The organism is Streptomyces lydicus (genome assembly GCF_004125265.1).
GTDB lineage: Bacteria > Actinomycetota > Actinomycetes > Streptomycetales > Streptomycetaceae > Streptomyces > Streptomyces lydicus_C.
In genome coordinates, this window is sequence record NZ_RDTE01000001.1 from 390,082 (window position 1) to 412,683 (window position 22,602).

Consider the following 22,602-nt stretch of genomic DNA (forward strand, 5'->3'; position numbering starts at 1 on the left):
GGTGTAGCCACATCGAGACTTTCCAGCGCCTCCAGCCAGCCGACCGACCAGCCCAGCTCGGCTCCACGACCGCACAGCCGCCGACAACCGCCTGAGCCCGCTAGTGGTTGCCAGGTCCACGAGCCGGGCGGTGCCCGAGCGGGACATGCCTCAGGCAGTCCCGCTCGGGCACAATGCCGACCATTCCGACGGCGGGCACAACCTGGCAGAGCCTCATGGAGCTGCCGAGATCCACGAATCAACCGCGCGCAGCTAAACCCTGTACGACCGAGCAGGGGTGCCGGCTACGGCCCGCCATGCTGCTAGATGATCTCCTCGACAGAACCAGTCGCCCGTAGATGCTCGATGACACGGGCCGCCTTCTTCTCACCGTTATCCCGGTCGTAGCACCATTCCTCAAACTGGTCCCCAGCGATGTCTACCTTCAAGATCCGACCGTAGAGGTACTCGAAATCCATGCTGGGGTGCAACGCCACGACCGACTGAGCCTCTTCAACGGTCAGCGCGATAGACCCCCGCGGGTCACCGGCACCACGACCCTGGATCTTGGCGTTGTTGTACAGGGAGGCCAAGACCTGGGCCTTGTCCAGCCCTGAGATGTCGAGCATGTGCGTTTCTCCTCCATCAACTTCGCAGTCGGTCTATGCACTTAGGCGAACCACGTGGCTCCCCCAGTTGGAGTGACGGCCGGAGGGGCACTTCATGGCGCGGTGTAAGGCCATGGCACCAGAACAGGGCAGGTGGTGGGTTGCGAGTGGCTCAGAGCCAACCCGGCCGAACGCACAAAGCCTACTGGAGGCGCTGGCGTGCAACGTCGAGAAAAGGGCAGAGCGGAGCCCAAGGCGCATATGGGAGAACGCAGTTCTGCTGGCGGGGCGTGGACTCCAGGGCCGTCGTCGCGCCGGGGTGAAGATGCTCGCTCAGGGGCCGGGCGCAGGACACGAGGCAGTTCAGGTCGGGCACGCCGTCCCGCAGCGGAGTCGAAGCGGTGATCACCGCGATGTCGAGGCCGGCCCGCGCAGCGGCGTCGGCGAGCACGGAGTAAGCCCCGGTGTCCAGAACCGCGCGGAGCCGTGAGGAGGCCACGCCCTCCACGTACGAATCGCCGGCGGTGAGACGCTTGATGCGGTGTGGGTCCACGTCGTGGCCGACAACACGATGGCCACCACCCCTGCGACGCGCATGGCGAGCGTCGCCCCCACGTAGCCTTGGCTGGCAACGACAACATCCATGACGACTCGACTCCAATCTGGGTGAGGAGCACTGCTGTGCCCCTGGTTTCTGTGGTGATGCCGGTACACAACTCGGCGGCCACGCTCGGGTTCGCAGTCCGGTCGGTGCTGGCGCAGACCCACACCGATCTCGAACTGCTGATTACCGACGACGCATCCTCGGACGGTTCGATGGATCTGCTGAGAGAGCTTGCCCGGCAGGACGAGCGGGTCCTGCCGGAGTCGCTGCCGGAGCAGGGGGGCGCAGCCCGGGCCCGGAACCTGGCTATCGCGCGGGCCCGGGGTGACTACGTGGCCTTCCTCGACAGCGACGACCTGTGGCTGCCGGCCAAAGCGGAAAAGCAACTCGCCTTCGCCGCGATGGCCGGGACGCCGCTGACGTTCACCTCCTACTTCAAGATGGATGCCGACCACGGAGGTGAGGCCGCCGACTTCGCCCCGAACGGGCGGGTGGTGTGGGCGCCGGCCCGGGTGGACTACCGCGCGATGCTGGTCCACGACCACATCGGGGCTCTGACCGCCATGTACGACCGCAACGTGCTGGGGACGAGGCTGATGCCGGACATGCCCAAGCGACAGGACTACGCGCTGTGGCTGTCGATCATGCGTGACGGTGTCGACGCCCGGGCGGTGCGGGAACCGCTAGCGGTCTACCGGGCCCATCGCGCGGGGTCGCTGTCCTCGAACAAACTGGGCTTGGTCCGGTTCAACTGGGCCTTGTACCGGGAGCACGAACACCTCTCTGTACCACGGTCCGCGCGTGCGCTGGCGGGCGCGGCCTGGCACTCGTTGCGGAAGTCACGCATCTAGCGCCCGTGCGCGAGGGCGTGGCGAGCGAGGTGCTCGACCGGCCCCGCCCCTGGCCGTCCTGCGGGCTCGGCGACACCCACACCACCGTTCTGAAGGCGCCGACGAGTTCGGCCATCAACCCCAGCGTTGTGTCCGCCGCCGATTTCCAGGCCGCGGCCTCCCGAGCGGAGCCGACCGCGGGCCAGTATGACGGCCTGCATCTGCGGCTGAGAAACCGAGCTCAGCAGCTGCCTCGAGTCGGTGGTCACGGTGGGTCGGCCGCGATTTACCACATCGGGGCTGTCCATGGGCGTACGTCTATCGCATCCATGCCCGCAGCCCGTGCAGCAGCGAGGCCTTCATCGGCGTCCTCGACTACAAGACACCGGCTCGGGGCAACCCCCAGGCGTGCCGCAGCCGTGAGGAACAGATCGGGGGCTGGCTTCCCGCGTGGCGCGTCGGGGCGGGTGACGATGACGTCGAACAGTGGCTCCAACCGGGTAGCGGCAAGACCGGCGCGCACCACTTCGTCACCGCCACCGGACGCGACGGCGCAGCGGAGCCCCAACTCCTTGCCACGCCTCACCCATCGCACGACGGTGTCGAACGGTTTCAGTGAGTGGACTTCCTGGGTGATCAGCTCTCCGCAGTGAGCCAGGATGGTGTCGAAGGAGACGTCGACGCCCAGCTGCGTCAGCAAGTCGTCGCCGGAGGTGCCGAGGCGAGCCCGGTACCAGTCTTGGTCGAGGATGACGCCGTGCGGCGCCAACGCGGCTTTCAGTGAGCGGTAGTTGAGTGATTGTGAGTCGACAAGTGTCCCGTCAAAATCCGTGATCAGAGCCTTGTAGCGTGTGAAGTCCGGTTCCATCTCCCTGGCCTTCCCGGGACGCCCAGCGGACGCCCTTCGGTATTACTGGAATGGGTTCAGGTCCGGACACCGCTTGATGAGCGGTGGGCCGGGGTGGAGAGGTGCCGTGGCAGACACGCTTTCTTCACCTTCCGCCGCGGGATCGAGCAGGCCCTGAACTGGATCAGCGCGCCGCGGAGGACAGCTTCCACGAGCGGTGGCGCCGTCTGCACTGCCGCCACGTTGATGCTGCTTGATCGCTGGTGGTGGTTGGTTGGTCATGCCGTGAGGGCGTGGACTTCTTCGCTGAAGGAGGTGACCAGCGGCAGAGTGGGGTATCGCAGGCGGAGACGGTGATCGAGATGCTTGGCGCGGCCGAGGACGGAGTGGACGAGCCGGTCGCTGGAGAGGGCTTGGCGGGCTGCGACGATGGCCGCATCGGGCTCGCCGAGCGCGGTGTGGGCAAGGGCGAGGTCGAGTTGGGCGATGGCCAACCGTGTAGGCGCCTGGTGACCGTTGGGCATGGCCTTGTAGAAGTCGATGGCCTCAGTTGCGGCCTTGCGGGCGCTGTGATTGTCGCCGAGCCAGCGGTGAGACGAGGCGTCGTACGAAACGATGCGGACGGCGTCGACGCCGAAGAGCCCCTTGCCGTGAAGGGGGAGGCGCTCTTGGAATCGATGGGCTCGGCCGGCTGCGTCTGCGAAGGCTTCACTGTTGCCCAGCTTCGCTTGGGTGCGGGCGAGTTGGGCGGTCAGGCGGACGGCGGCGTCGCTGTTGCGTGGCGCGACGGCGAGGCCCCGGGTGGCTGCGGTGAGTGCGTCGAGGTCGCGGCCGTCGTAGAGGGCGTCAGTGCACCGCACGTCTTCCGCCCAGGCATGCACCTCCGGAGCGTCGGCTTGTTTGGCCTGTTCCCCTGCGTCAATGCAGAAGGCTTCGACCAAGTCCGTCCGGCCGAGGTCGTGGGCGATCCAGGCCAGGATGACCGAGAGCATTCCGGCATGGCGGGAGAGGTCACGGCCTTCGCGCAGGGTGTGGCGGTGGTCGTGGAGGAGGGTGAAGGCGCGGTGGCGGTGGGCTGCGGCGTCGCGCCACAAATCGCGGGGCGGTTGGGCGGAGTAGGCGGCGCCGAGGTGCTGGACGGCGAGTTCTAGTTCTTCCGGTTCCCCGGGGGCAAGTTCGGTGGCTGCCGCGTGCTGGGCATAGGCGTGGACGGTACCGGCGCTGGCGGCACTTGGGGCCATCAGGGGGGTAAGGGCGGTGCCGCCGATGAGAGTGAGGGCGGTGCGTCGTTTCGTGGGATCACCTGCTAGGCCGGGCGTCGGGAGCGACGCGGAGGGGTCACATAAGTCACATAAGGTGCTGATGACCTGGCTGTCGATCTGGTTCATGTTCAGGTCGGCTGGGGTGAGCGGGGTCGTCAGGCGGCACGCGTGGGTGAGGATGTGGGCCAGGTAGGAGGGGATCGGTTCGCGGGGCTGTTCGCCGTCATTGGCCCAGTGTCCGATGCGGCTCCGGCCCGGCGCCAGATCGCGGCGGCCGTTCCTTGCGGCGATCTGCCTGAGTCCGATCGCCACTTCTTCGTAGGTCATCCCCGAGCGCTTGAGCCAGCCCCGCAGGGCCAGGTTGGGGGATTTTCGCGGCTTCTTGGGCGTGCTCGGGGCGGTCACCCTGATGGTCCTCTCCGACTCGGGCCCAACGGATGCACCCAACCTAGCGACGGACGTCCAGGAGCGGCAGTCGAAGTTCATAAATCGCCACAGGTCGGTGTGGCGCGCGCCACGCGGTGTGGCGCGCAGGCGCCACACATCGCCACACATCGCCACGCGCGCCTGACTAGTGACGCCACACCAGCGTGCGGTGAGCTGCCAGGGCCTTGGAGACACCGTGTGCTCCATGGCCCCTCGCGACCCGTGTCCGCCCAGCGGTTGCACGCGCGGGGGCCGGCAGATTGACCGAGAAGGGACCGATGTGAAGCCCCCTGAAGGCGACACTTTGAACAGGCTGTCCGTCGTACCGCTCGCCGGCCACATCGGCGCCCAGGTCGAGGGCGTTGACCTGAGCGAGCCGTTGGATGAGCCGACCCGCGCCGAGATCTGGGCGGCAGTGCTGGCCCACAAGGTGCTCTTCTTCCCCGGCCAGCAGCTCGACCACGCCGCTCACCTGGCGCTCGGACAGCGATTCGGCGCGCTGACCCGCCGCCCGGCCCCGCACAGCGGAGCCGCGCCGGACGGCTTCCCCGAGCTCCTCACCGTGGATACCAAGGTGCCCGATCCCCGCTACGGGGTGGACTTCGAGGAGAGGTACCGGCTGCGCTGGCTGGACTACACGGCGGGCTGGCACACCGACCTGACCCCGGCGGTGAACCCCCCGGCCGCTTCGATCCTGCGGGCTGAGCGGGTGACCTCGTTCGGCGGCGACACCCAGTGGACGAACCTGGAAGCCGCCTACGCGCACCTGTCCCCGGCCCTACGGGACCTCGCCGACGGGCTGCGCGCCGAGCACGCGTTCTTCTCCGGCTGCCAGATGTTGCGGCACGACCCGATGGATCACGAAGTGCTGGCGCTCAATGCCGCGCACCCGATGGTCGCCGAGCACCCGGTGGTGCGGGTGCACCCGGAGACCGGGAACCGGTCGCTGTTCGTCAACCCGACCTCTGCCAACCGGATCTGCGGCTTCAGCCCGGCCCAGAGCCGCGAACTGCTGGCACTGTTCTTCGAGCAGATCACGCGGCCGGAGTTCACGGTCCGCTGGCGCTGGTCGCCGGGCGACGTCGCGTTCTGGGACAACCGGTCCACCGCGCACCTGAGCCCAGGAGACGCCGGCCTGGCCGGGGAACGGCGCACGCTCTACCGGGTCACGCTGCTGGGCGACATCCCCATCGGCCCGGACGGCACGCCCTCTGCTGCCGTCGCCGGGGACCCGTTCACCGCCCTGCCCGTACGCGAGTCGGGAGTTAGCGCATGACGACCACCAACGCCCTCACGATCGGCCGGGTGGCCGGGCACATCGGTGCCGACGTCAGCGGCGTCGATCTGGCCGAGCCGCTGGCGCCGTCGATCGTCGCTGAGATCCGGGCGGCGCTGCTGGAGCACAAGGTCTTGTTCTTCCGTGGCCAGGACCGACTCGACCACGCCGGGCAGGTGGCCTTCGCCAGCCGGTTCGGCCAGTTGATCGCGCGGGCCCGCCCGCAAAGCGGCGGCGCGCTCGAGGCTTTCCCGCAGATCTGGACCATCTCCCCGCAGGCTGATACCGCCGTGTACGGCTTCGATCACGAGGAGCACTACCGCTCCCGGCAGCATCACGGCATCGGCGGATGGCACACGGACCTGTCCACCGCGGTGAACCCGCCGGCTGCCTCCGTGCTGCGCGCCGAGACGGTGCCCTCCCGCGGTGGCGACACCCAGTGGACCAATCTGGAAGCCGCCTACGAGGGGCTCCCGGCGCAGCTCCAGCGGTTCCTGGACGGCCTGCAGGCGGAGCACACCTTCTTCGCCGCGTACGACATGAGCCCGCACGACGAAGTCGACCGGCAGATTCTGGAACAGGTCAACGGAAAGGCGCAGGTCGCCGTCCACCCGGTGGTGCGCGTCCACCCGGAAACCGGGCGAAAGGCACTGTTCGTCAGTCCCGCCCGGGTGAACCGGGTCCTTGGCCTGAACCCGATGGAGAACCGGCACCTGCTGGAGCTGCTCTTCCGCGAGGTCACCCGGCCCGAGTACACGGTGCGCTTCAGCTGGGAGCGCGGCAGCGTCGCCTTCTGGGACAACCGGTCGACCGCCCACCTGGGCATCGGCGACTTCGCCCACACCGATGAGCCCCGGGCCTTGCATCGGGTCACGCTGCTGGGCGACAAGCCGGTCGGGCCGGACGGCTTCACCTCCACGAAGACCGTCGGCCGCGAGCTCACCGCCTGCCCTTCCTAGCCCGCGGTGACGCGCCAGACCGCGTCGCCGCCCTGGAGCACACGCAGCGCCGGGCCACCCTTCGTCAGGTGGCCCGGCGCTGCCGCCCCCATCTTCCTTGCCTGAGAGGTGAGTTGTCGTGCGCCCGCACGCTATGCGCTACCCCTTCGAGCCCGGATCACTGACCGACGCCGAAGGCGCACCGGCCCTGTTCAGCCGCTACCCGATGTACGGCCAGGCGCTGGAGTGGCTGGACAGATTCGTCATCCAGCCGCACCCCGACCTCGGCAGGCCCGGCGCGGTCTGCCCGCGGCTCGCCCCGGCGCTGCGCCGCAACCTCGTCCGCCTGGTCGCGATCCGGACCGCTTCGGTGTCGGTGGACGAAGCGGTGGACAAGGGCAGCGCCTTGGCTGGCCTCTATGAGGATCTGTTCACCGAACCGGAGGCCTTCCGGGCCGGCGCGTTGCTGGCGTTCTTCCCCGACGTGCCGCCGCAGGCCGCGCCGGAGTTCATCGACGGCGGGCACTCACGGTTGCGGATGGATTTCGTGGCCCGCGGACTGATGATCGGCGAGTTCCATCCGCTCAGCACCGTGACCAGTGTGCGCAACCCCGAGTTCGCGGTGATGCGTTGCCCGGTACCGATGTTCGCTGTACGGGCCTTGACCCGACACGACCTGTTGTTCCTGGACCGCCCCGACTCCCCGGCCTGGGAGCGGGCGCAATACCTCAAGCACCTGCTGCACCACCTCGGCGACCAGTTCTCCGGCGCTGACCTCGATCGCATTCACGCCGGCATCGCAGCCTCGGAGGGCCAGAAGTGACCATCAGCGCGACCACCTTGCGGCAGGCTCCGAACCTGACAGCCGCGTTTGAGCAGGCATGCCGCCTCCACCCCGACCGGGTCGCGATCCGCGACCAGGGCGAGTCGATGACCTACCGGCAGCTCGCCCGCCGGGTGCAGGAGATCGCCGCCGGCCTGGCCACCCTCTCCCCGCGGCCCGCCGCTGGTTCACTGGCCGCCGTGGCGCTGGAGCCGGGAACCGACGCCGTCTGCGCCATCCTGGCCACGCTCGCCACCGGCGCCGCGTACCTTCCCCTGGACGCCACCGCCCCCGACAGCTACCTGACCGGCCTGCTCAAGGACGCCCAGCCTAGGGCCGTGATCGCCCGAGGGCCGACAGCGGCCCGCCTGGGCGCAACGGCGGTGGACATCGACGAACTCGCCGCCCGCGGCCGCGACCACAGGGGCCCTTTACCCGGCACCTCCGCGGGCGGCCAGGATCCGGCGTACGTCATCTTCACCTCCGGCTCCACCGGCCAACCCAAGGGCGTGCTGCTCCCGCACACCGCGATGCTGCACTCCACCGCGGCCCGAGTAGGCGCCTACGGCGTGCCCGACCGGGTGCCGCTGCTGCACTCGCCGGCCGTCGACGTGTACTCAGGTGTGCTGTTCTGGGCGCTACTGACCGGCGCCACCCTGGTGATCGGCCCCGGCGGGCTGCGCGACGTACCCGCCACGGTGGCACTGCTCCACGACGAGAAGATCACCGATCTCGTGTACCTCGCCTCGCTCTACCCCGCCTTCCTGGACTACGCCGCCCTCCAGCCGCCAGACACCCTGCGCCGCGTCATGATCGGCAGTGACCGGTGGAGCGAGAGCGTCATCGACCGGCACGCCGCGCTGTTGCCTCAGGTGTCGCTGCACAACGAGTACGGGCCGAGCGAAGCGGCGGTGTGGACCAGCCATGCCTGTGTCTGGGACGGCGCCGCCGGCCGCCGCACCCCGCTCACCATCGGCCGGCCCGTCCCCGCAACCGGCTACCTGCTCCTCGACCACGACCGACAGCCTCTCGGGGCGGGGGAGCGGGGCGAGTTGTACATCACGGGTGCCCAGCTGGCGCTGGGCTACCTGGGCCGCAGCGAGTTGACCGCCGAGCGGTTCGTCACCCTGCCCGGTGGTGAGCGTGCCTATCGCACCGGTGATCTGGCCGAGACCACCGTCTGCGGGGACTTCGTCTTCGCCGGCCGCACGGACCGGCAGCTGAAGGTGCAGGGCCACCGGATCGAGCCGGCGCAGATCGAATCGGTCCTGATGAGCCACCCGGCCGTCGGCCTGGCCCATGTCCTTGCCCGCACCGACGCCGGGCCCGGCAAGGTACTGACCGCCTATCTCACCCCGCGGGCCGACGGTGTTCGCCCCGACGCCGAGGACGTCTGCATGCTCGCCGCCGAGCATCTGCCCGCCCACATGGTCCCCTCGGCCTGGGTCATCGCCGATGATCTCCCGCGCACGAGAGGCGGGAAGATCAACGAGGCTGCGCTGCCCGCTCCCCAAGCCCCGGACGTCCCCGCCGACGGCCGGGACGCACCGTGCGACGCCTTGGAAGCGGACCTTGCCGAGATGATGGGACAGATCCTCGCCTGCCCACCGCCGGGGGTGACTCTGCGGCTGACCGACGCCGGGGCAAGCTCCCTGGCCCTGATGCAGCTCGCCGCCTCCATCGCCCGCGATCACCAGGTGGTGCTGCCGGCCAGCGTCCTGTTCGCCGAACCCACCATCCGGCAGATCGCCGCCCACGTGAGGGCCGCCCAGCCCACGGACCGGCCCGAGCTCGCACCCGTGCGCCACTCGACGAAGGGGACGCCGCTGAGCTGGCAGCAGCGGCAGATCTGGTTCCTGGGCCAGCTCGCCCCCAACTCCCTGGCCTACAATACCCAGTGCTCACTCCACCTGGACGGCGATCTGGACGTCCGTGCGCTGGAGGAAGCACTGTCGCATGTGGTGGCGCGGCACGAGATCCTGCGCACCACCTTCCACGCCCCGGGCGACGAGCCCGTCCAGGTCGTCCACGCCCCGTGGACGGTGAAGCTGGACCCAGTCGACCTCACCGCCGTGCCGGAAGCCGACCGCGACCAGTCGCTCAAACGGCACGTCGCCGAGCAGACCCGCACCGTTTTCGACACCGGCCGGCTGCCGCTGGTGCGCTGGCACCTGTACCGGCTCGGCGAACGGGCCTGGACGCTGTTCCAGGTCGAGCATCACTTCGTGCACGACGGCTGGTCGGCGAACGTGCTGCTGGCCGAGATCCGCGACGCCTACGCCGCCTACGCCTGCGGCCGCGCCCCACAGTTGCCCGCGCTGCAGGTGCAGTACCGCGACTGGGCAGCATGGCAACGGGCCTGGAACGGCACCGAGGACTACGCCGCACAGCGCGCCTACTGGCAGCGCCACCTCGACGGGGTGCCCGCGCACGGGGTGACGTTCGCCCCGGATGCGCCGCGCCCGGCACGTCAAACCTTCGACGGCGCATGCCTGCGCGCCAGCCTGCCGGCGGACACGCTCGATGCCCTCGACGCGGTGTGTAGGGCGCAGGGCATCACCCGGTTCGCGCTGTTCCTGACCGCGTTCGAGCTGTTGGTGCACCAGCACACCGGCGAGGACGACTTCGTGATCGGCTCTGCCCTGGCCAACCGGCGCCAGGCCCAGACCGCGCCGCTGCTGGGGATGTTCGTCAACGCCCTGCCACTGCGTCTGCGCGTGGGCGAGAAAGAGACGATCGCCCAGGTGGCCCAGCACACGATGACGGTGCTGCTGGGCGCGCAGGATCACCAGGAGTTCCCGCTGGTCGAGATCATCAAGGATCTCGGTCTGCCGCGTGATCCGGCCCGCAACCCGCTCTTCCAGCTGATGTTCGCCTTCCACAACACCCCGCGGCCCGCTTTCGACGCCGCCGGGGTAACCGGGCATCTGCACATCGACCACAACCGCTCGGCGAAGAACGACCTCAACGTCGTCCTTGTGCCCCGCCCGCCCGCCGCCGGGTCGGCACGCGCCCACGACGGGGTCGACATCCTGTGGGAGTACAACACCGACCTGTTCACCGCCGACAGCGCCCTCGCCCTGCTGGAGAGCTTCGGCCGGATGCTCACCACGCTGGCCGACCCGGGCCTGTGGGACCAGCCGGCCACCGCCCTCGACGCCCTCGATCCTGTGCAGTCCCAGCGGATCGCCAAGCTGGCCGCCGGCGCCTCCCTCCCTCCGGCGCACCCCACACTGCACGCCGGAGTCGGCGCACGGATCTCGATTTCTCCAGACGCGGTGGCCGTGGTGCACGGCGATCGCCGCGTCACCTACCAGGAGCTGGATCACGCGGCCGTGGCCGTCGAAGTGCAGCTCGACGCGCTCGGCATCACCCCCGGGACGCGGGTGGCCGTCGCCTGCGGGCCCGGCCCCGACCACGTCACCGCCTGCTTGGCCATCCTGCGACGCGGCGCCTCCTACGTGTGCGTAGACCCCGGCGAACCGGCTGCCCGTCTCGCCCAGCTCCTGGCCGACGCCCGGCCCGCCGCCCTGGTGTGCTCCCGTCGCACAGCGGCCACGGTGCGCGCCACGGCCCACGGGGTGCCGCTGGTCGTTGTCGGCCAGGCGCCGCCCCGCTCCATTGCGGGAGCGTTGAAAGCGGCGCAGGTGGCGGGCGAGGATGCGGCGTACCTCGTCTACACGTCCGGGTCGACCGGCAGGCCGAAGGCGGTCGTGGCCACGCACACCAACGCGGTCACCGCGCTGACCGCCCGCACCGCGCACTTCGGGTCCGCGCCGGCCCGCACCCTGATCACGCTGCCGCTCCAGTTCGACGTCGCCACCTCGATGATCTTCTTCACGCTGTGGAACGGCGGAACTGTGGTCTTCCCCGACCAGGAGGACCCCCGTGACCCGGCGGCCGTCCGGGCCCTGATCGAACAGCAACAGGTCAACCACGTGAACTTCGTGGCCTCCTACTACCGGCACTTCCTCACCGCCCTCCCGCCCGGGTGGACCGGGCCGCTGCGTGCCGTGGCGATCGGCGGCGATCCCTGTTCGGCCACGCTGGTGCGCGAGCACGCCGACCGCCTGCCCGGCGTCACTCTGGACAACGAGTACGGGCCCACCGAGACCACCGTGTGGTGCGCCGCCTCCCGCGTCCACCACCCCCACCAGCCGGATACGGACTCCCCGGTCACGATCGGCCGGCCACTGGCGAACTACGCCCTCTACGTCGTCGACGACCAACTGCGCCCAAGGCCGGTCGGGGCCCGCGGTGAACTGGTGGTCGCCGGCCCCGGCGTCTGTGCTGGCTACCTGGAACGTCCCGAACTGACCGCCCAGCGCTTCATCACCCCGCAGACCGGGCCGCTGTCCGGGACCAGGCTGTACCGGACCGGCGACGAGGGGCGGCTGCGGGCCGACGGCACGTTCGAGGTCTTCGGGCGCCTGGACGATCAGGTGAAGATCCGCGGGTACCGCATCGAACTCGGTGAGGTCCGCCAGCGCCTGGAAACCCACCCCGCAGTGTCCGCCGCCCACATCATGGCCGACCACGACACCGATCCGGCCGGGCGTCTGATCGCCTACACGGCCGCGCCCGGGGCGCCGAAAGCCCTCGCCGAGGAACTGCGCGCATGGGCCGGAGCGAGTCTGCCCGCGTACATGGTGCCGGCGCGCGTGATGGTCCTGGACCGGCTGCCGCTCACGGCGACAGGGAAAGTCGACCGGGCGGCGCTGCCCCGCCCCCGCCCTGAGCACGCCGCCGCACCGGCCGCGGCCAGCCCGGTGGAGGGGACGGTTATCGCCGTGTGGCGTGAGCTCCTCGGCCACGACCGGATCGGTCCGGACGACGGATGGTTCGCGCTCGGCGGTGACTCCCTCACCGCCATCAAAGCCACGGCCCGGCTGCGCGAGCAGGGCATGGAGATCGAGGTCGGACAGTTCCTGCAGGCCCAAACTGTCCGTACCCTCGCGTCGCTCATCGGCCAGCCCGGCCCAGGCCCGGTAGCTGCCGTACGGCGCCCGGGCGGCACCGAGGTGCCGCTGACACCGATTCAGGCGTGGTTCTTCGACCAGGACTTCGCCGAGCCGCACCACTTCAACCAGGCCCGCCTGTTCGACGTCCCGGCCGATGTTCCGCCACACGCGCTGCAGGCGGCGCTGACCGCCGTCACCGGCCGGCACGAAGCCTTCCGTACCCGCTTCACCCGTGGCACCTCCGGATGGAAGGCCCTTCTGGACGACGAAGTCCCGGCCGTGGCGCTGGCCGAGCACAACGTGGACGCCGCTGCGACCGGACCTGACCGGCAGGTCCTGGACCAGCTACATCGCGGCCTGCACCCACAGCAGGGCCCGTTGTGGGCCGCTGCCCTGTTCACCGACCCGGTCGGCGGCCGCCGCTGGCTGCAGCTCGTGGCCCACCATCTCATCGTCGACGCCGTCTCCTGGGACATCCTCGCCCGCGACCTGCCGCGCGCCCTCGCCCATCCGGCCACGCCGCTGCCCGCCGCGCCCGGCATCACCGCGCCCGCCGCCATGCCGGGGGACGAGGAGACCGCGTACTGGGCCGCACACGCGGCAGCCGATAAACCGGTCCTCGGCGATGCGGACGCCGGGCGGGCACCACGCGGCAAGCTCGACCACCACACCATCGCTCTGTCCGCGCACGCGACCGCGCACCTCCTCGAACTCGCACAGCGCGGCCGAGCCACCGTCCCCGCCCTGCTGCTCGCTGCCCTGCACCGGGCCCTGAAGCCGATCACACGGGGGGAGTGCCTGTACGCCTTCGTCGAGGGGCATGGCCGGGACGATCTGGCCACCGCCGACCAGCTCGTCGGCTGGTTCACCAGCCTCTATCCAGTGCTGCTGCGCGAACCCGCAGAAGGCCAAGAAGACGGCGAGCACCTGCTGGCGACCGCGGAGGCCTTCCGCGCACAACTCGCGGCCGTGCCGCGCGGCGGCGCCGGCTACGCCACCACCCGCTACCTCCACCCCGGCTCCCCACTCGGCTCGCGGCTGGCCGCCGCCGGCCAGCCGGAGATCACCTTCAACTACCTCGGCCACCACACAAGTGACCCCAAGGCTGCGGCTTCAGTACGTGCGCTGTCTCATCCGGCTGGCGAGACGATCGGCGCGGACAACGTCCTGCCCACCGCCCTCCACGTAACCGCCGCCGTCCACGAGGGCCTGTCCCTGCGGGTGCACTTCACCTTCGACTCCGGCTTCTTCGCGCCCGGCGCCATCGACGCCGCGAGCGGACACATACGGGATGAACTGGAGCGCACCGCCCGTGTGGAGCCGCTGAACACACGGCCCTACGGCATCGGACGAAGCCGGCGGCGGCACTTCCTCGTCCATCCGGTCGACGGTCAGGTCCACTGGTACATCCCCCTGGCGCAGACCCTCGGCCGCGTCGGCTGGGACAGCTACGGCCTGAGCGCCGACACCGAACCCGAAGCGGCCGTTGGCATCCCGGAGTTGGCCGCCCGGTACGTGGAACGCATCCGGCGGGTCCAGCCGACCGGCCCGTACACCCTCACCGGATGGTCGTTCGGCGCAGCCGTCGCCTACGAGATGACCCGCCTCCTTCAGGAGGCCGGGGATCGCGTGTCGTGCTTGGTGCTGCTCGACCCGCCCCCACTGCCCGCAGGCGGGCCCGGAGTCCTGGCCGATCAGATCATGGCCCTGCTCCCGGATCGGCCCACCGAGCAGGTAGCCCGTGCGGCTGCCTGCGCGCTCACCGCACCCGCCGACGAGCAACTGGCCCAGCTCATGGCCTCCCTCCATCTCACCGCTCCCGGGGACGCCTTCGTCCTGACCCGGCTGGAGATGCTGCTGCGCCACCACCGGGCCCTTACCGTCTGGACACCCACCGGGATGGTGGAGCAGCTCCACTTGGTCCAGCCCGCCGCCACCGCCACCGCCGCCCAGCACTACGACCGGTGGCTCGCGCACGGCCGGACCACGGCCCACAGCATCGCGCCCGGGGACCACCGCTCCATGCTCTACGGCGACGCACTCGACGACCTGGCCACGCTGTACAGCGACAGCCCGGTGGGGACAGAGTGACCGCCGTCCGGCTACGGAATCGCCGGCGCGCTCCACATGGAGGGCGCGTACCTCCTGGTGGAAGCGCCCACCGGCTCTTTCGCGAGGCGGGCATTCGCGCCGCGAGCAGTGGAGGCGCGACTCCGAGCCTGTAGCGCGATGTGAGCGCCGCCTCCGTCCCACCCGGCCCTGCATCTGTCTCCTCAGGCGCGCCTACGCCGGATCGCGCCACCCCAAGACGCGTCGTCCCCGACACCCAGAATGGGTGTCGGGGACGACGCTGTTGGCAGAGCCTCGGGGTCACTCGCCGGAGTCGACGGACCGCTCCCGCAGCCGCACCTCGGCGGTGTTCTGCTCGTAGGACCGCTCCGAGACCTGGACCATGACTGCATCCTCGTGGAAGGTCCTCAGGTCCACCGCACCGCAGCTGATCATGGTGGCGGTCAGCTTCGACCTGGTCAGCTCCACGTTGTTGTACAGGCTGCCCGCATAGGGCACGAAGCCATCCACGCCCTCCTCGAAGGCAATCTCGTCGCTCTGCCCGTAGCGGGCAGCGTTCTGGGCGCGCCGTGATCCCTCGCCCCAGTACTCCTTGTAGTACTGGCCGTCCACGCGAACCTTGCGCGACGGAGACTCGTCGAATCGTGCGAAGTACCGGCCCAGCATGACGAAGTCCGTGCCGAGAGCGAGAGCGATCGCCATGTGGTAGTCGCTGAGCAGTCCGCCGTCACAGCAGATGGGCACGTAGGTGCCCGTGTCGGCGGCGTACGCGTCCCGCTCGTTCGCCACGTCGATCAGCGCGGATGCCTGACCTCGGCCGATGCCCTTCTGGTCACGGGTGATACAGATCGATCCGCCGCCGATTCCGACTTTCACGAAGTCAGCGCCGGCCTCCGCCAGATATCGGAAAGCGCGCCCGTCAACGACATTTCCCGCGCCCACGAACACGTCATTTCCGTACTTCGCGCGCACGAATTCCAGGGCTTTTTTCTGGTAGACGGAATATCCGTCTGAAGAATCGAGGCACAAGACGTCTGCTCCGGCATCGACCAACGCGGGGACGCGTTCCTGATAGTCACGGGAGTTGATGCCGGCGCCGACCCGGAATCGCTTCTGGTCGTCCACGGACGCATTGTGGAACGTCTTGTGCGCCTGATAGTCCCGCTTGAGGACCAGCGAGGCGAGCCGGTCCTCGTCCACGATCGGCAGAACGTCCAGCCGGTGCTCCCAGATGAGCTCGTTCGCCTCCGACAGGCTGATTGTTGACGGCGCTGTCCTCAGCTGGTCGCGGGGCCGCATCCGGGCGGTGACGACCTCCTCGGTGCCGTGGCGCTTGGTGTGGAAGTCCTCCAGACCGATCACCCCGAGGAACCGGCCATCCGCACTGCCGTTCTCCGTGACGACGGCGACGCCCTGGTCCACCTCGGCCAGCAGCCTCGCGACCTCCCCCAGGCTCGTGGACGGTTTGACGTTGACCTCGCTGGTACGGAAACCAGCCTTGTGGCGTTTGACCGCACGCACATCATCGGCCTGGTCGGTGATGGGCTGGTTCTGGTGGACGAAAGACAGGCCCCCACTCTGGGCGAGGGCAACCGCCAGCTTCGGCGAAGAGACGGCCTGCATGATCGCGCTGACCAGAGGGGTGGCGATCCGGACCGGCGAGGCCTCCCCGACCTTGTGCCGCACGACGGATGTGGTCAGATCCACGTTCTGCGGAGTGCACTCTTCCGTCGTGAGTCCCGGAAGAAGAAGGAATTCGTTTAGCGTGCGAGAGGTCTCGTCGAGGATTTTCACGTGGTCTCCTGAAGGGAGCCTGCGATCCGAGATTCGCCGGAGTCAGCAGGCTCAGACGGGCACAGTAAATCGAACGCCGACCTGCTGCACGTTCCCGGAAGAACCCGCCTGGAACAATCCAATGACGAGCGCACAGAGGTGGACCAGTACTAACGCTGAAGGCAGGGGCTTACTGATTGAACCGCCGCCCGCGCCGCACAGGCGTTGACTTCCATTACGCCATACGAGATTCTACCGCACGCGCCGTGCCCGAAAAGTCACTTACCGAGCATGTAGGCGGGTTGCTGCTGGCAGTACCGGCTCGGCTCCGATCCGGCCGAGCCCGCAGGGCGGCTCAACTCGGCCGACAACTGAGCGTGTGCCGGGTCGGGGGCGCCCCAAGGCGTACGACGACGGCCCCTCGCACTTCCCGGACCAGCTGCTGAGCAACGATCCGGCGGATATCCGGATGGTCAAAGGGCACGAACTCGCGCCGACGGGGCGGCGCGGTGGGGGAGTACAGCGTCCCGCGGACGCCCACCAGTTCGGCCTCGCGCACCCGTAGTTCGACGAAGCCGTCGCGCAGGCGCTCACAGAGCCAGGGCTTGGTCAAGGCACAGTCGCTGCAGAGCGGAGGGGTGGTGGTCTGCAGGGGCTGCGTCCAATCCACGCTGGCGGCGGGGTCGGCCGGCAGGATCCAGCGCCTGCCGAGGCCCGGTTCGTGGTCTGTCTCCCGGCCGCAGCCGGCGCACAACAGGCGTTCCATGCTGGCGTATTGGCGGACGGGATGGTGCTCGCTCCAGCGGCGCTCGCTCGTCGCCGTGGGCGTCCCACCCCAGCGCTCCCACAGAATGCCGTCCACATCGCGGTCGCTGCTGGTTTCGGCGCCACCGTAGGTGACGCCCTCGTGGGTGAGGAAGACCTGCAGGTCACAGGGCTCCTCCCACGTCAATGGCGCGATGAACAGGTCGAGCGCGGCGGGCTGTGCCTTGCCGCGGCTTCCCCTGTCTGCGGCGCTCGCTACTGGGCAGGCTGCGGGCAGCGGCGAGGCGTCAGGGCACACGGCTGGCCTCCTTCTGGGAGGTGGGCTGCCGGTGAACGGTCGGCGGGAGCTTGGTGGGTGCGCAGGGCATCGTGGTCAGATGCCGGACCGGGGACGCCCACAGCAGGACAACCGGCACCAGGTGAAGCATGGTGCCGACCAGCAGCGCGGCCCACACCCCGAAGACGGCGGCAATGGCGCCGGCGGTCAAGGCTGCGAAGAACCGGGAGCCGGCGAACAGGCAGACGCAGGTCTGATGCGCGCGGGACTGCAGGTGTGGTGGGCACAGCTGCTGACGGAGCGAGCGCTGAGTTGACCCCGCGGCCGCGCCGACTGCCCTCCGTGCGGCTCCGGCGGCAGCCAGCACGCCCAGCCAGGCCGGTCCCGGCTGAGCGAGCAGGAGCGGCACGCCACAGATCGTGTATCCGAGAAATCCGCTCAGCATCACGGGGTAGGGGCCGAAACGGCGGATGAGATGTGGGGTGGCGAGTGAGCCTGCCAGGCCGCCCGCACCGGCTGCCCCCGCTACCAGTCCCAGTCCGGTGCTTCCTGAATGGAGTGTGGTCAGCAGGGTGTAGGTGAGAAAGGTGTCGACGATGCGGACGGCGAAGGCGTGCACGGTCAGGGCCAGGACCAGGGGCCGCTGGTGGGGTTCGTGCATCACGTAGCTGATGCCTTCGCGGATCGCGGTGAGCACGCCGGTTCGCGGCCGGTTGCGCTGGGCCTTGGTCGACTCGGGCGTGGCAGCGGTGCGGATCCGTGCGGCGCAACAGGCGCTGATGAGGTAGGAGGCGCAGTCCAGCCAGAGGGTGCGGACGGCGCCGACCAAGCCTATGACGAGAGTGCCGCCGTAGACGCCCGATGTGTCGGCAATGTTGTAGAGCCCGGTGATCTGGGAGTTGGCGTTGAGCAGGTGCTCGTGCTTGACGAGCTCGGGCACGAGTGCGGTCGACGCGGCATCGTGGAGCACCGTGAGGGCTCCCAGGAGCAGTGCGATGGCGTAGAGGACGGGCATGGACAGCGCCCCGAAAGCCCAGCAGGTCGGCACAGCCGCAACAACCGCAGCCGCCGCGAGGTCGGTGGCCACCATCACCAGCTTCTTTCGGCACCGGTCGCCCACGACCCCAGCCGGCAAGGAAAGAGCGAAGGCTGGTGTCATCGCCGCGGCGGTGAGCAGTGAGACTTGGCCTGGTGTGGCCTTGAGCTCCAGCACTGCGATCACCGGCAGAGCGACGCCATGGAGCGAGGAGCCGGCCAGGCTGGTCGCCTCACCAGCCCAGTACGCCCGGAACGAGCGGTTGGTCCACGCCGAGCCCGTGGGCGACTGGGGCGGGCTGTCAGTAGAGCGGGCCATGCTGCACCTCCAGGACCTGCACGAGACCGGCTTCGCCGGAGCGGGGATTGGGGCGGGCAGGCGGCACGTCATCACCTCAGGTGTGTGGAACAGATGTGGAGTCGAGTGCTGGACGGATTGCGAAGGGTGGTGCGCCCGTCCGCCGTCGAGGCCGTCATGCCAGGCGGCGGGCGGGCAGTTGATCGGGTATGCCTCGTCGCTCAGTGACCAGGCCGTACTGCGGTCAGCCCGGTGGAGCGTTGGTGATGACGGCGGCGTATGCGAAGGAGTGATCAGCTCCTGGCAGCCGGTGGACCGTGCCGGGAGGGGGTGTGTGTCATTGCGCGGTGGGGACGATGCCCGGAGGCACCAGGGCCCACGGGCCCAGGAGCGCTTGGATCTGCGCCCCGGACCGCGGCTGGAAGTCGATCCCGGCGTCCACGTAGTGGTTGGCCAGAGCTTTCATCGTCTTGGGGTCCATGTCGGTGGTGGCGTGGGTGACGCTGATGTAGCTGCCGGCCGGGAGCCAGCCACGCAGACAGGTCATGGCCTCTTCCGCTGCTTCGTGATTTACCCAGGTCAGCAGGTTGTGCGCCAGTACCAGGATGGGTTCACTGTGGTCGAGCAGCTGCAGTTGAGGGTGAGTCAGCAGCTGGTCCATCTGCCGGATGTCCGCCCGCACCGCGGCGGTGCCCTTGTGCTCGGCCAGCACCATGTTCGCGTGGCCGTATACGACTGGGTCGCTGTCCACGTAGACGACGCGGGGGGGGGCGGCGTGGACGGCGCTGGCGGACTCGAAGGTTGTCGGCGGATCGTGGCGTTTCCGCTGATTGATGTGGGGCGGGAGGCCGCACCCGAGGTTGAGGATCTGGCGGATGCCCTTGTGCGCGAGGGCGGTGACGACGTGATGGCCATGGAGGCGGTTGATCCGCACCATGTCCGACAGCCAGGGCGCTACCCGAAGGAGGCGGTCGGCCAGCTCCCGGTCGGCGAGGAAGTGTTCGTCGCCGCCCCACAGGTAGTCGTCCACATGAGCTACGGAGGGATGTTGGTGCCAGGCGTCCCTGGAGCGGGACAGTGAGGTCGTCATCTCAGCCTCCGGTCTCGGTCACGTACCGCTGCCGGCAGCGCGCGAGCATCTTGGTGAACTTTGCTTCGGTCGGCGAGCTCGCCGTGATCTCGTCGAGCGGTGTGGCGGGGAGGCGACTGTCCAGCGGGCTGGCGGCTGCCGTTGCGTGCCCTGCAGGGAGCCGACTGGGGCGACGTTCGGGCTCAGCGCCGGGCATCGAGATCCCCCTCCTGGTCCGTGGCGGCACGTGCCCGGGGCGTTGTGATGCCGGTGACGACCGTCGCGATGAGGGCGGTAGCCGCGAGGAGGAAGCCGAGCGCCCAATGGGGTACGGGGAGGCTGGTGCACATGTCGTAGGTGATGTGTGCGATCACGATGGAAGTGAGCCTGCCGGTGTGTCGGTACAGCGCGAGACTCACGGTGGCGACGAGGGAGATTCCGACGGCCGGAATGCCGAGGTACAGGTGCATGGCGACCTCGAGGGTGAGGCTGAGGGCGTACATCTCCCACGCCGGTCGCCGTGCCATGGCCATGAGGCTCGCGATGGCCCCGACGATGACAACGTCCTCGACAACCCCGGTGAGAACGACATTCGCGGCCTGAAACCAGACGTTCTCCCAGCCGAGGAAATGAGCCTGGGACCCGCCGTGTGCGCTGTTCGCGCCGGGGAGGAACGTGGGTAGCGTGTTGACGAGCGCGATCGTGATGACCGCAGCGAGCCCGACCGTCGCACCGACCGCTACAGCCTGGGCCCTGCCACGCGCCGTGGATGCGCCGGGCGGGAGAATTCCGAGCTGTTCCCGACTGCCGCCGCACCACCTCATGAGTGCGAGAGTCAATGCTGCGAACAGGGCCGCAGTCGCTAGGTTGCGCAGGCCCCACCAGGCGCTGGTCGGATCAGTCTGGTTGAGCAGGACGGCCGCGACAGCCACAGCGTTTCCTGCCCAGTGCACCCCCGGAGATAGCTTTCGCGCACTGCCCTGCCGTTGGCGTCGGCCCGCGGCGAACAGCAGCCAGATCAACCATCCAGCGGCCACCGCGATACTCACGAACCGGGCGTAGTAGTCCAATAGCGTCGAAACATGTGGGGCCACGGAGCCTACGTATGCGATGTAGGCGGTCGTACCGCTGATCGTCATGGCGGGTGCGGCGGCGAGCAGGCTTAATGCGTAGACCGACAGGTGAATTGAGCGGGGTGTGCGGGCGGGTTGCGAAGCAGTGGGGGTGTGACCTTGCTCTGTCCTGGGGGGCGCCTGGTGCGGCACGGCTGATCTCCGTTTGAGGTGAAAGGGATGAGAGGAAGGGAAATCGGGAAGGACGCCGAGGCGTCAAGCAGCGTGAGTCTTCGATGAGGGGCTGCTGGTCGCTTGGTGCGGGCGGCGATCTGGCCGTCTGGCAGCAGCTCGCCGGTGTCCTCGAAGAGCAGGACAACGCGAGGGCGGGTCGCCGGGAGCACCCGATCTGGTGGAGCCGCGAGCCGCATTGATCACGAGCCGGCCCCTTTCGCCCAGTAATCCGCGGCCTTCTTGATGAGGTCGTAGGAGTCCTGGTGGCCGGGTGCCTGCTCAAAGGTCTGGTGCAGACTGCGGTGCAGGGTTTGGGCCGCCCCCGAGCGGGTCTCGTACCAGGCAAAGAAGTCGACCGCGGCAAAGAGCCGGTGACCGTGGATGGTGAGCTCTGCCACCTCGTGGTAGTTGGAGGTGAAACTGATCTGGCGGTCTTCCGGCAGGACGCGGATGGTCACCGGCCCTGCGGTGGTGGTGCGATCCATGAGACGCAGCAGATGGCGGAGCTGGCGGGCCATCACCCCAGGACCACCGACTGGCTTTCGCAGCACCGTTTCATCCAGCAGCAACGTCCGGCGCTGTCCAGAAGGGCGCCTTACTCGTGCGAGCCACAAGGGCATGTCGGCGACGGGCTCGTCAGGAGTCGGGCACACGTCGGGGTCGGTGATCACCGACCGGTATTCGGGGGTCCGGTAGCCAGGTGGGATTCGCTTCATTGTGTAATGCAGGGCCTCGCTCGCCACACGGTTGACGGCCACGTACCGTGCAGCTCCCTCGTCGGCTACGTCGCTCCAGTTGTCCCAAAGGCCCCGACGCGCGAAGTTGTTCGGATCGTCCGCCCCCGCGGCCCTGTGCTCCAGCAGCGTTGTGTGGGAGGAGGCGCATCTGGCCTTCGGCAGGTGATTGACCAGGTACCGGATCTCGTCGCTGTCCGCTTCGTAGTACCGGAGCAGCGCGGTCAGGGCTGTTGCCTGAATGGGGACCACCGCACGCTCCCAGCGGCTGATCGCCGAGGCACTGCCTCCGACCTGGCGTGCCACGTCGGTCAGAGTCTGGCCGAGCGCTTTGCGTCTGGCATGCAGGTAGACCCCGGTGACGATCTCGATCGGCGAGGGGGTCGCCTCGATGGGTGTTAGCTCTTCGTGGAGCCGGGTGCCGCCCTCGATTTCGGGCACGTCACCTGAGTGGGCCTTGGCGCGCATAGTGGTCCTTTAGTGGCGGGCGCTGGCTCGATGGCGCGCCTGGCTGGGGTCACGGATAGGGCGAGGAGAGCTGGCCCACGGCACGTGGCGACTGCTGCGGGCAAGCAGCCGACGACCCGGTTCGGTGGTGGGAGCCACCGCCGTGGTCAGGCGACGGGCGCCGGAGCTGGCCGGGAAGTTGCCGTCAGGCGCAGGGCTGGAGCGAACACGATCGCGGGGAGCGAAGAGCAGGCCCTGATGACGCCGGCCAGCCGGGGCGGGGCACAGCGTGGG

15 protein-coding genes and 1 pseudogene are annotated in these 22,602 nt (G+C 69.1%); 5 read left to right on the top strand and 11 right to left on the bottom strand.

Going from position 1 to position 22,602, the window contains the following annotated elements:
• Positions 1-302: 302 nt before the first annotated feature.
• Both D9V36_RS01660 and D9V36_RS01665 read right to left on the bottom strand, forming a co-directional pair.
• Positions 303-608, bottom strand: a complete 306-nt coding sequence (locus D9V36_RS01660; protein WP_129292111.1) for a hypothetical protein — start codon at positions 606-608, stop codon at positions 303-305.
• Positions 609-789: 181 nt separating this feature from the next.
• On the bottom strand, positions 790-1,140 hold the full coding sequence (locus D9V36_RS01665) for a hypothetical protein (RefSeq protein ID WP_206739575.1): 351 nt from the start codon (positions 1,138-1,140) through the stop codon (positions 790-792).
• A 128-nt stretch (positions 1,141-1,268) separates the two neighbouring features.
• Here D9V36_RS01665 and D9V36_RS01670 point away from each other — a divergent pair, with 128 nt between their 5' ends.
• Entirely contained in the window at positions 1,269-2,042 is a 774-nt protein-coding gene (locus tag D9V36_RS01670) for a glycosyltransferase family 2 protein (protein ID WP_129292112.1), read from the top strand.
• 265 nt (positions 2,043-2,307) lie between these two features.
• On the opposite strand, the gene D9V36_RS01675 is transcribed toward D9V36_RS01670, so the two are convergent.
• Together D9V36_RS01675 and D9V36_RS01680 are read right to left on the bottom strand one after the other, a co-directional pair.
• Positions 2,308-2,889 carry an HAD family hydrolase gene (locus tag D9V36_RS01675; protein ID WP_129292113.1) on the bottom strand — a complete coding sequence of 194 codons (582 nt, stop codon included), beginning with the start codon at positions 2,887-2,889 and terminating at the stop codon, positions 2,308-2,310.
• Positions 2,890-3,146: 257 nt separating this feature from the next.
• On the bottom strand, positions 3,147-4,535 hold the full coding sequence (locus D9V36_RS01680; RefSeq protein WP_129292114.1) for a tetratricopeptide repeat protein: 1,389 nt from the start codon (positions 4,533-4,535) through the stop codon (positions 3,147-3,149).
• Between the two features lie 325 nt (positions 4,536-4,860).
• Here D9V36_RS01680 and D9V36_RS01685 point away from each other — a divergent pair, with 325 nt between their 5' ends.
• From D9V36_RS01685 to D9V36_RS01700, 4 genes are all read left to right on the top strand, one after another.
• On the top strand, positions 4,861-5,832 hold the full coding sequence (locus D9V36_RS01685) for a TauD/TfdA dioxygenase family protein (protein WP_241720643.1): 972 nt from the start codon (positions 4,861-4,863) through the stop codon (positions 5,830-5,832).
• Positions 5,829-6,791 (top strand): TauD/TfdA dioxygenase family protein, encoded by a 963-nt coding sequence (locus D9V36_RS01690; RefSeq protein ID WP_129292116.1) that lies wholly within the window; start codon positions 5,829-5,831, stop codon positions 6,789-6,791. The genes D9V36_RS01685 and D9V36_RS01690 overlap by 4 nt, the downstream gene beginning before the upstream one ends.
• A gap of 118 nt (positions 6,792-6,909) precedes the next feature.
• Complete coding sequence (locus tag D9V36_RS01695; protein WP_129292117.1) at positions 6,910-7,593, top strand: DUF6875 domain-containing protein; 684 nt, start codon at positions 6,910-6,912, stop codon at positions 7,591-7,593.
• Entirely contained in the window at positions 7,590-14,645 is a 7,056-nt protein-coding gene (locus D9V36_RS01700; RefSeq protein ID WP_129292118.1) for a non-ribosomal peptide synthetase, read from the top strand. Before D9V36_RS01695 ends, D9V36_RS01700 begins: the two co-directional genes overlap by 4 nt.
• A gap of 279 nt (positions 14,646-14,924) precedes the next feature.
• Here D9V36_RS01700 and D9V36_RS01705 read toward each other — a convergent pair whose 3' ends face one another.
• The 7 genes and pseudogenes from D9V36_RS01705 to D9V36_RS01735 all read right to left on the bottom strand — a co-directional run bounded on the left by D9V36_RS01705 (position 14,925) and on the right by D9V36_RS01735 (position 22,329).
• Positions 14,925-16,418: an IMP dehydrogenase gene (locus D9V36_RS01705; RefSeq protein WP_129292119.1), complete on the bottom strand. Its 1,494-nt coding sequence runs from the start codon at positions 16,416-16,418 to the stop codon at positions 14,925-14,927.
• 334 nt (positions 16,419-16,752) lie between these two features.
• Positions 16,753-17,460, bottom strand: a complete 708-nt coding sequence (locus D9V36_RS01710) for a hypothetical protein (RefSeq protein WP_129292120.1) — start codon at positions 17,458-17,460, stop codon at positions 16,753-16,755.
• On the bottom strand, positions 17,450-18,793 hold the full coding sequence (locus D9V36_RS01715) for an MFS transporter (RefSeq protein WP_129292121.1): 1,344 nt from the start codon (positions 18,791-18,793) through the stop codon (positions 17,450-17,452). The genes D9V36_RS01710 and D9V36_RS01715 overlap by 11 nt, the downstream gene beginning before the upstream one ends.
• Before the next feature lie 316 nt (positions 18,794-19,109).
• Positions 19,110-19,862: an SAM-dependent methyltransferase gene (locus D9V36_RS01720; protein ID WP_129292122.1), complete on the bottom strand. Its 753-nt coding sequence runs from the start codon at positions 19,860-19,862 to the stop codon at positions 19,110-19,112.
• Between the two features lie 182 nt (positions 19,863-20,044).
• Positions 20,045-20,773 carry a CPBP family glutamic-type intramembrane protease gene (locus D9V36_RS01725; RefSeq protein WP_164992819.1) on the bottom strand — a complete coding sequence of 243 codons (729 nt, stop codon included), beginning with the start codon at positions 20,771-20,773 and terminating at the stop codon, positions 20,045-20,047.
• Positions 20,774-21,180: 407 nt separating this feature from the next.
• A pseudogene (locus D9V36_RS42940) lies at positions 21,181-21,270 on the bottom strand (DUF5999 family protein); the annotation flags it as partial.
• Positions 21,271-21,327: 57 nt separating this feature from the next.
• Entirely contained in the window at positions 21,328-22,329 is a 1,002-nt protein-coding gene (locus tag D9V36_RS01735; RefSeq protein WP_129292125.1) for a Scr1 family TA system antitoxin-like transcriptional regulator, read from the bottom strand.
• Positions 22,330-22,602: the final 273 nt, after the last annotated feature.

What these genes read in the sequence shown, in the direction of transcription:
- D9V36_RS01660 (WP_129292111.1), bottom strand. Translation starts at nt 608, where the DNA reads ATGCTCGACATCTCAGGGCTGGACAAGGCCCAGGTCTTGGCCTCCCTG.
- D9V36_RS01675 (WP_129292113.1), bottom strand. Translation starts at nt 2,889, where the DNA reads ATGGAACCGGACTTCACACGCTACAAGGCTCTGATCACGGATTTTGAC.
- D9V36_RS01690 (WP_129292116.1), top strand. Translation starts at nt 5,829, where the DNA reads ATGACGACCACCAACGCCCTCACGATCGGCCGGGTGGCCGGGCACATC.
- D9V36_RS01715 (WP_129292121.1), bottom strand. Translation starts at nt 18,793, where the DNA reads ATGGCCCGCTCTACTGACAGCCCGCCCCAGTCGCCCACGGGCTCGGCG.
- D9V36_RS01720 (WP_129292122.1), bottom strand. Translation starts at nt 19,862, where the DNA reads ATGACGACCTCACTGTCCCGCTCCAGGGACGCCTGGCACCAACATCCC.
- D9V36_RS01735 (WP_129292125.1), bottom strand. Translation starts at nt 22,329, where the DNA reads ATGCGCGCCAAGGCCCACTCAGGTGACGTGCCCGAAATCGAGGGCGGC.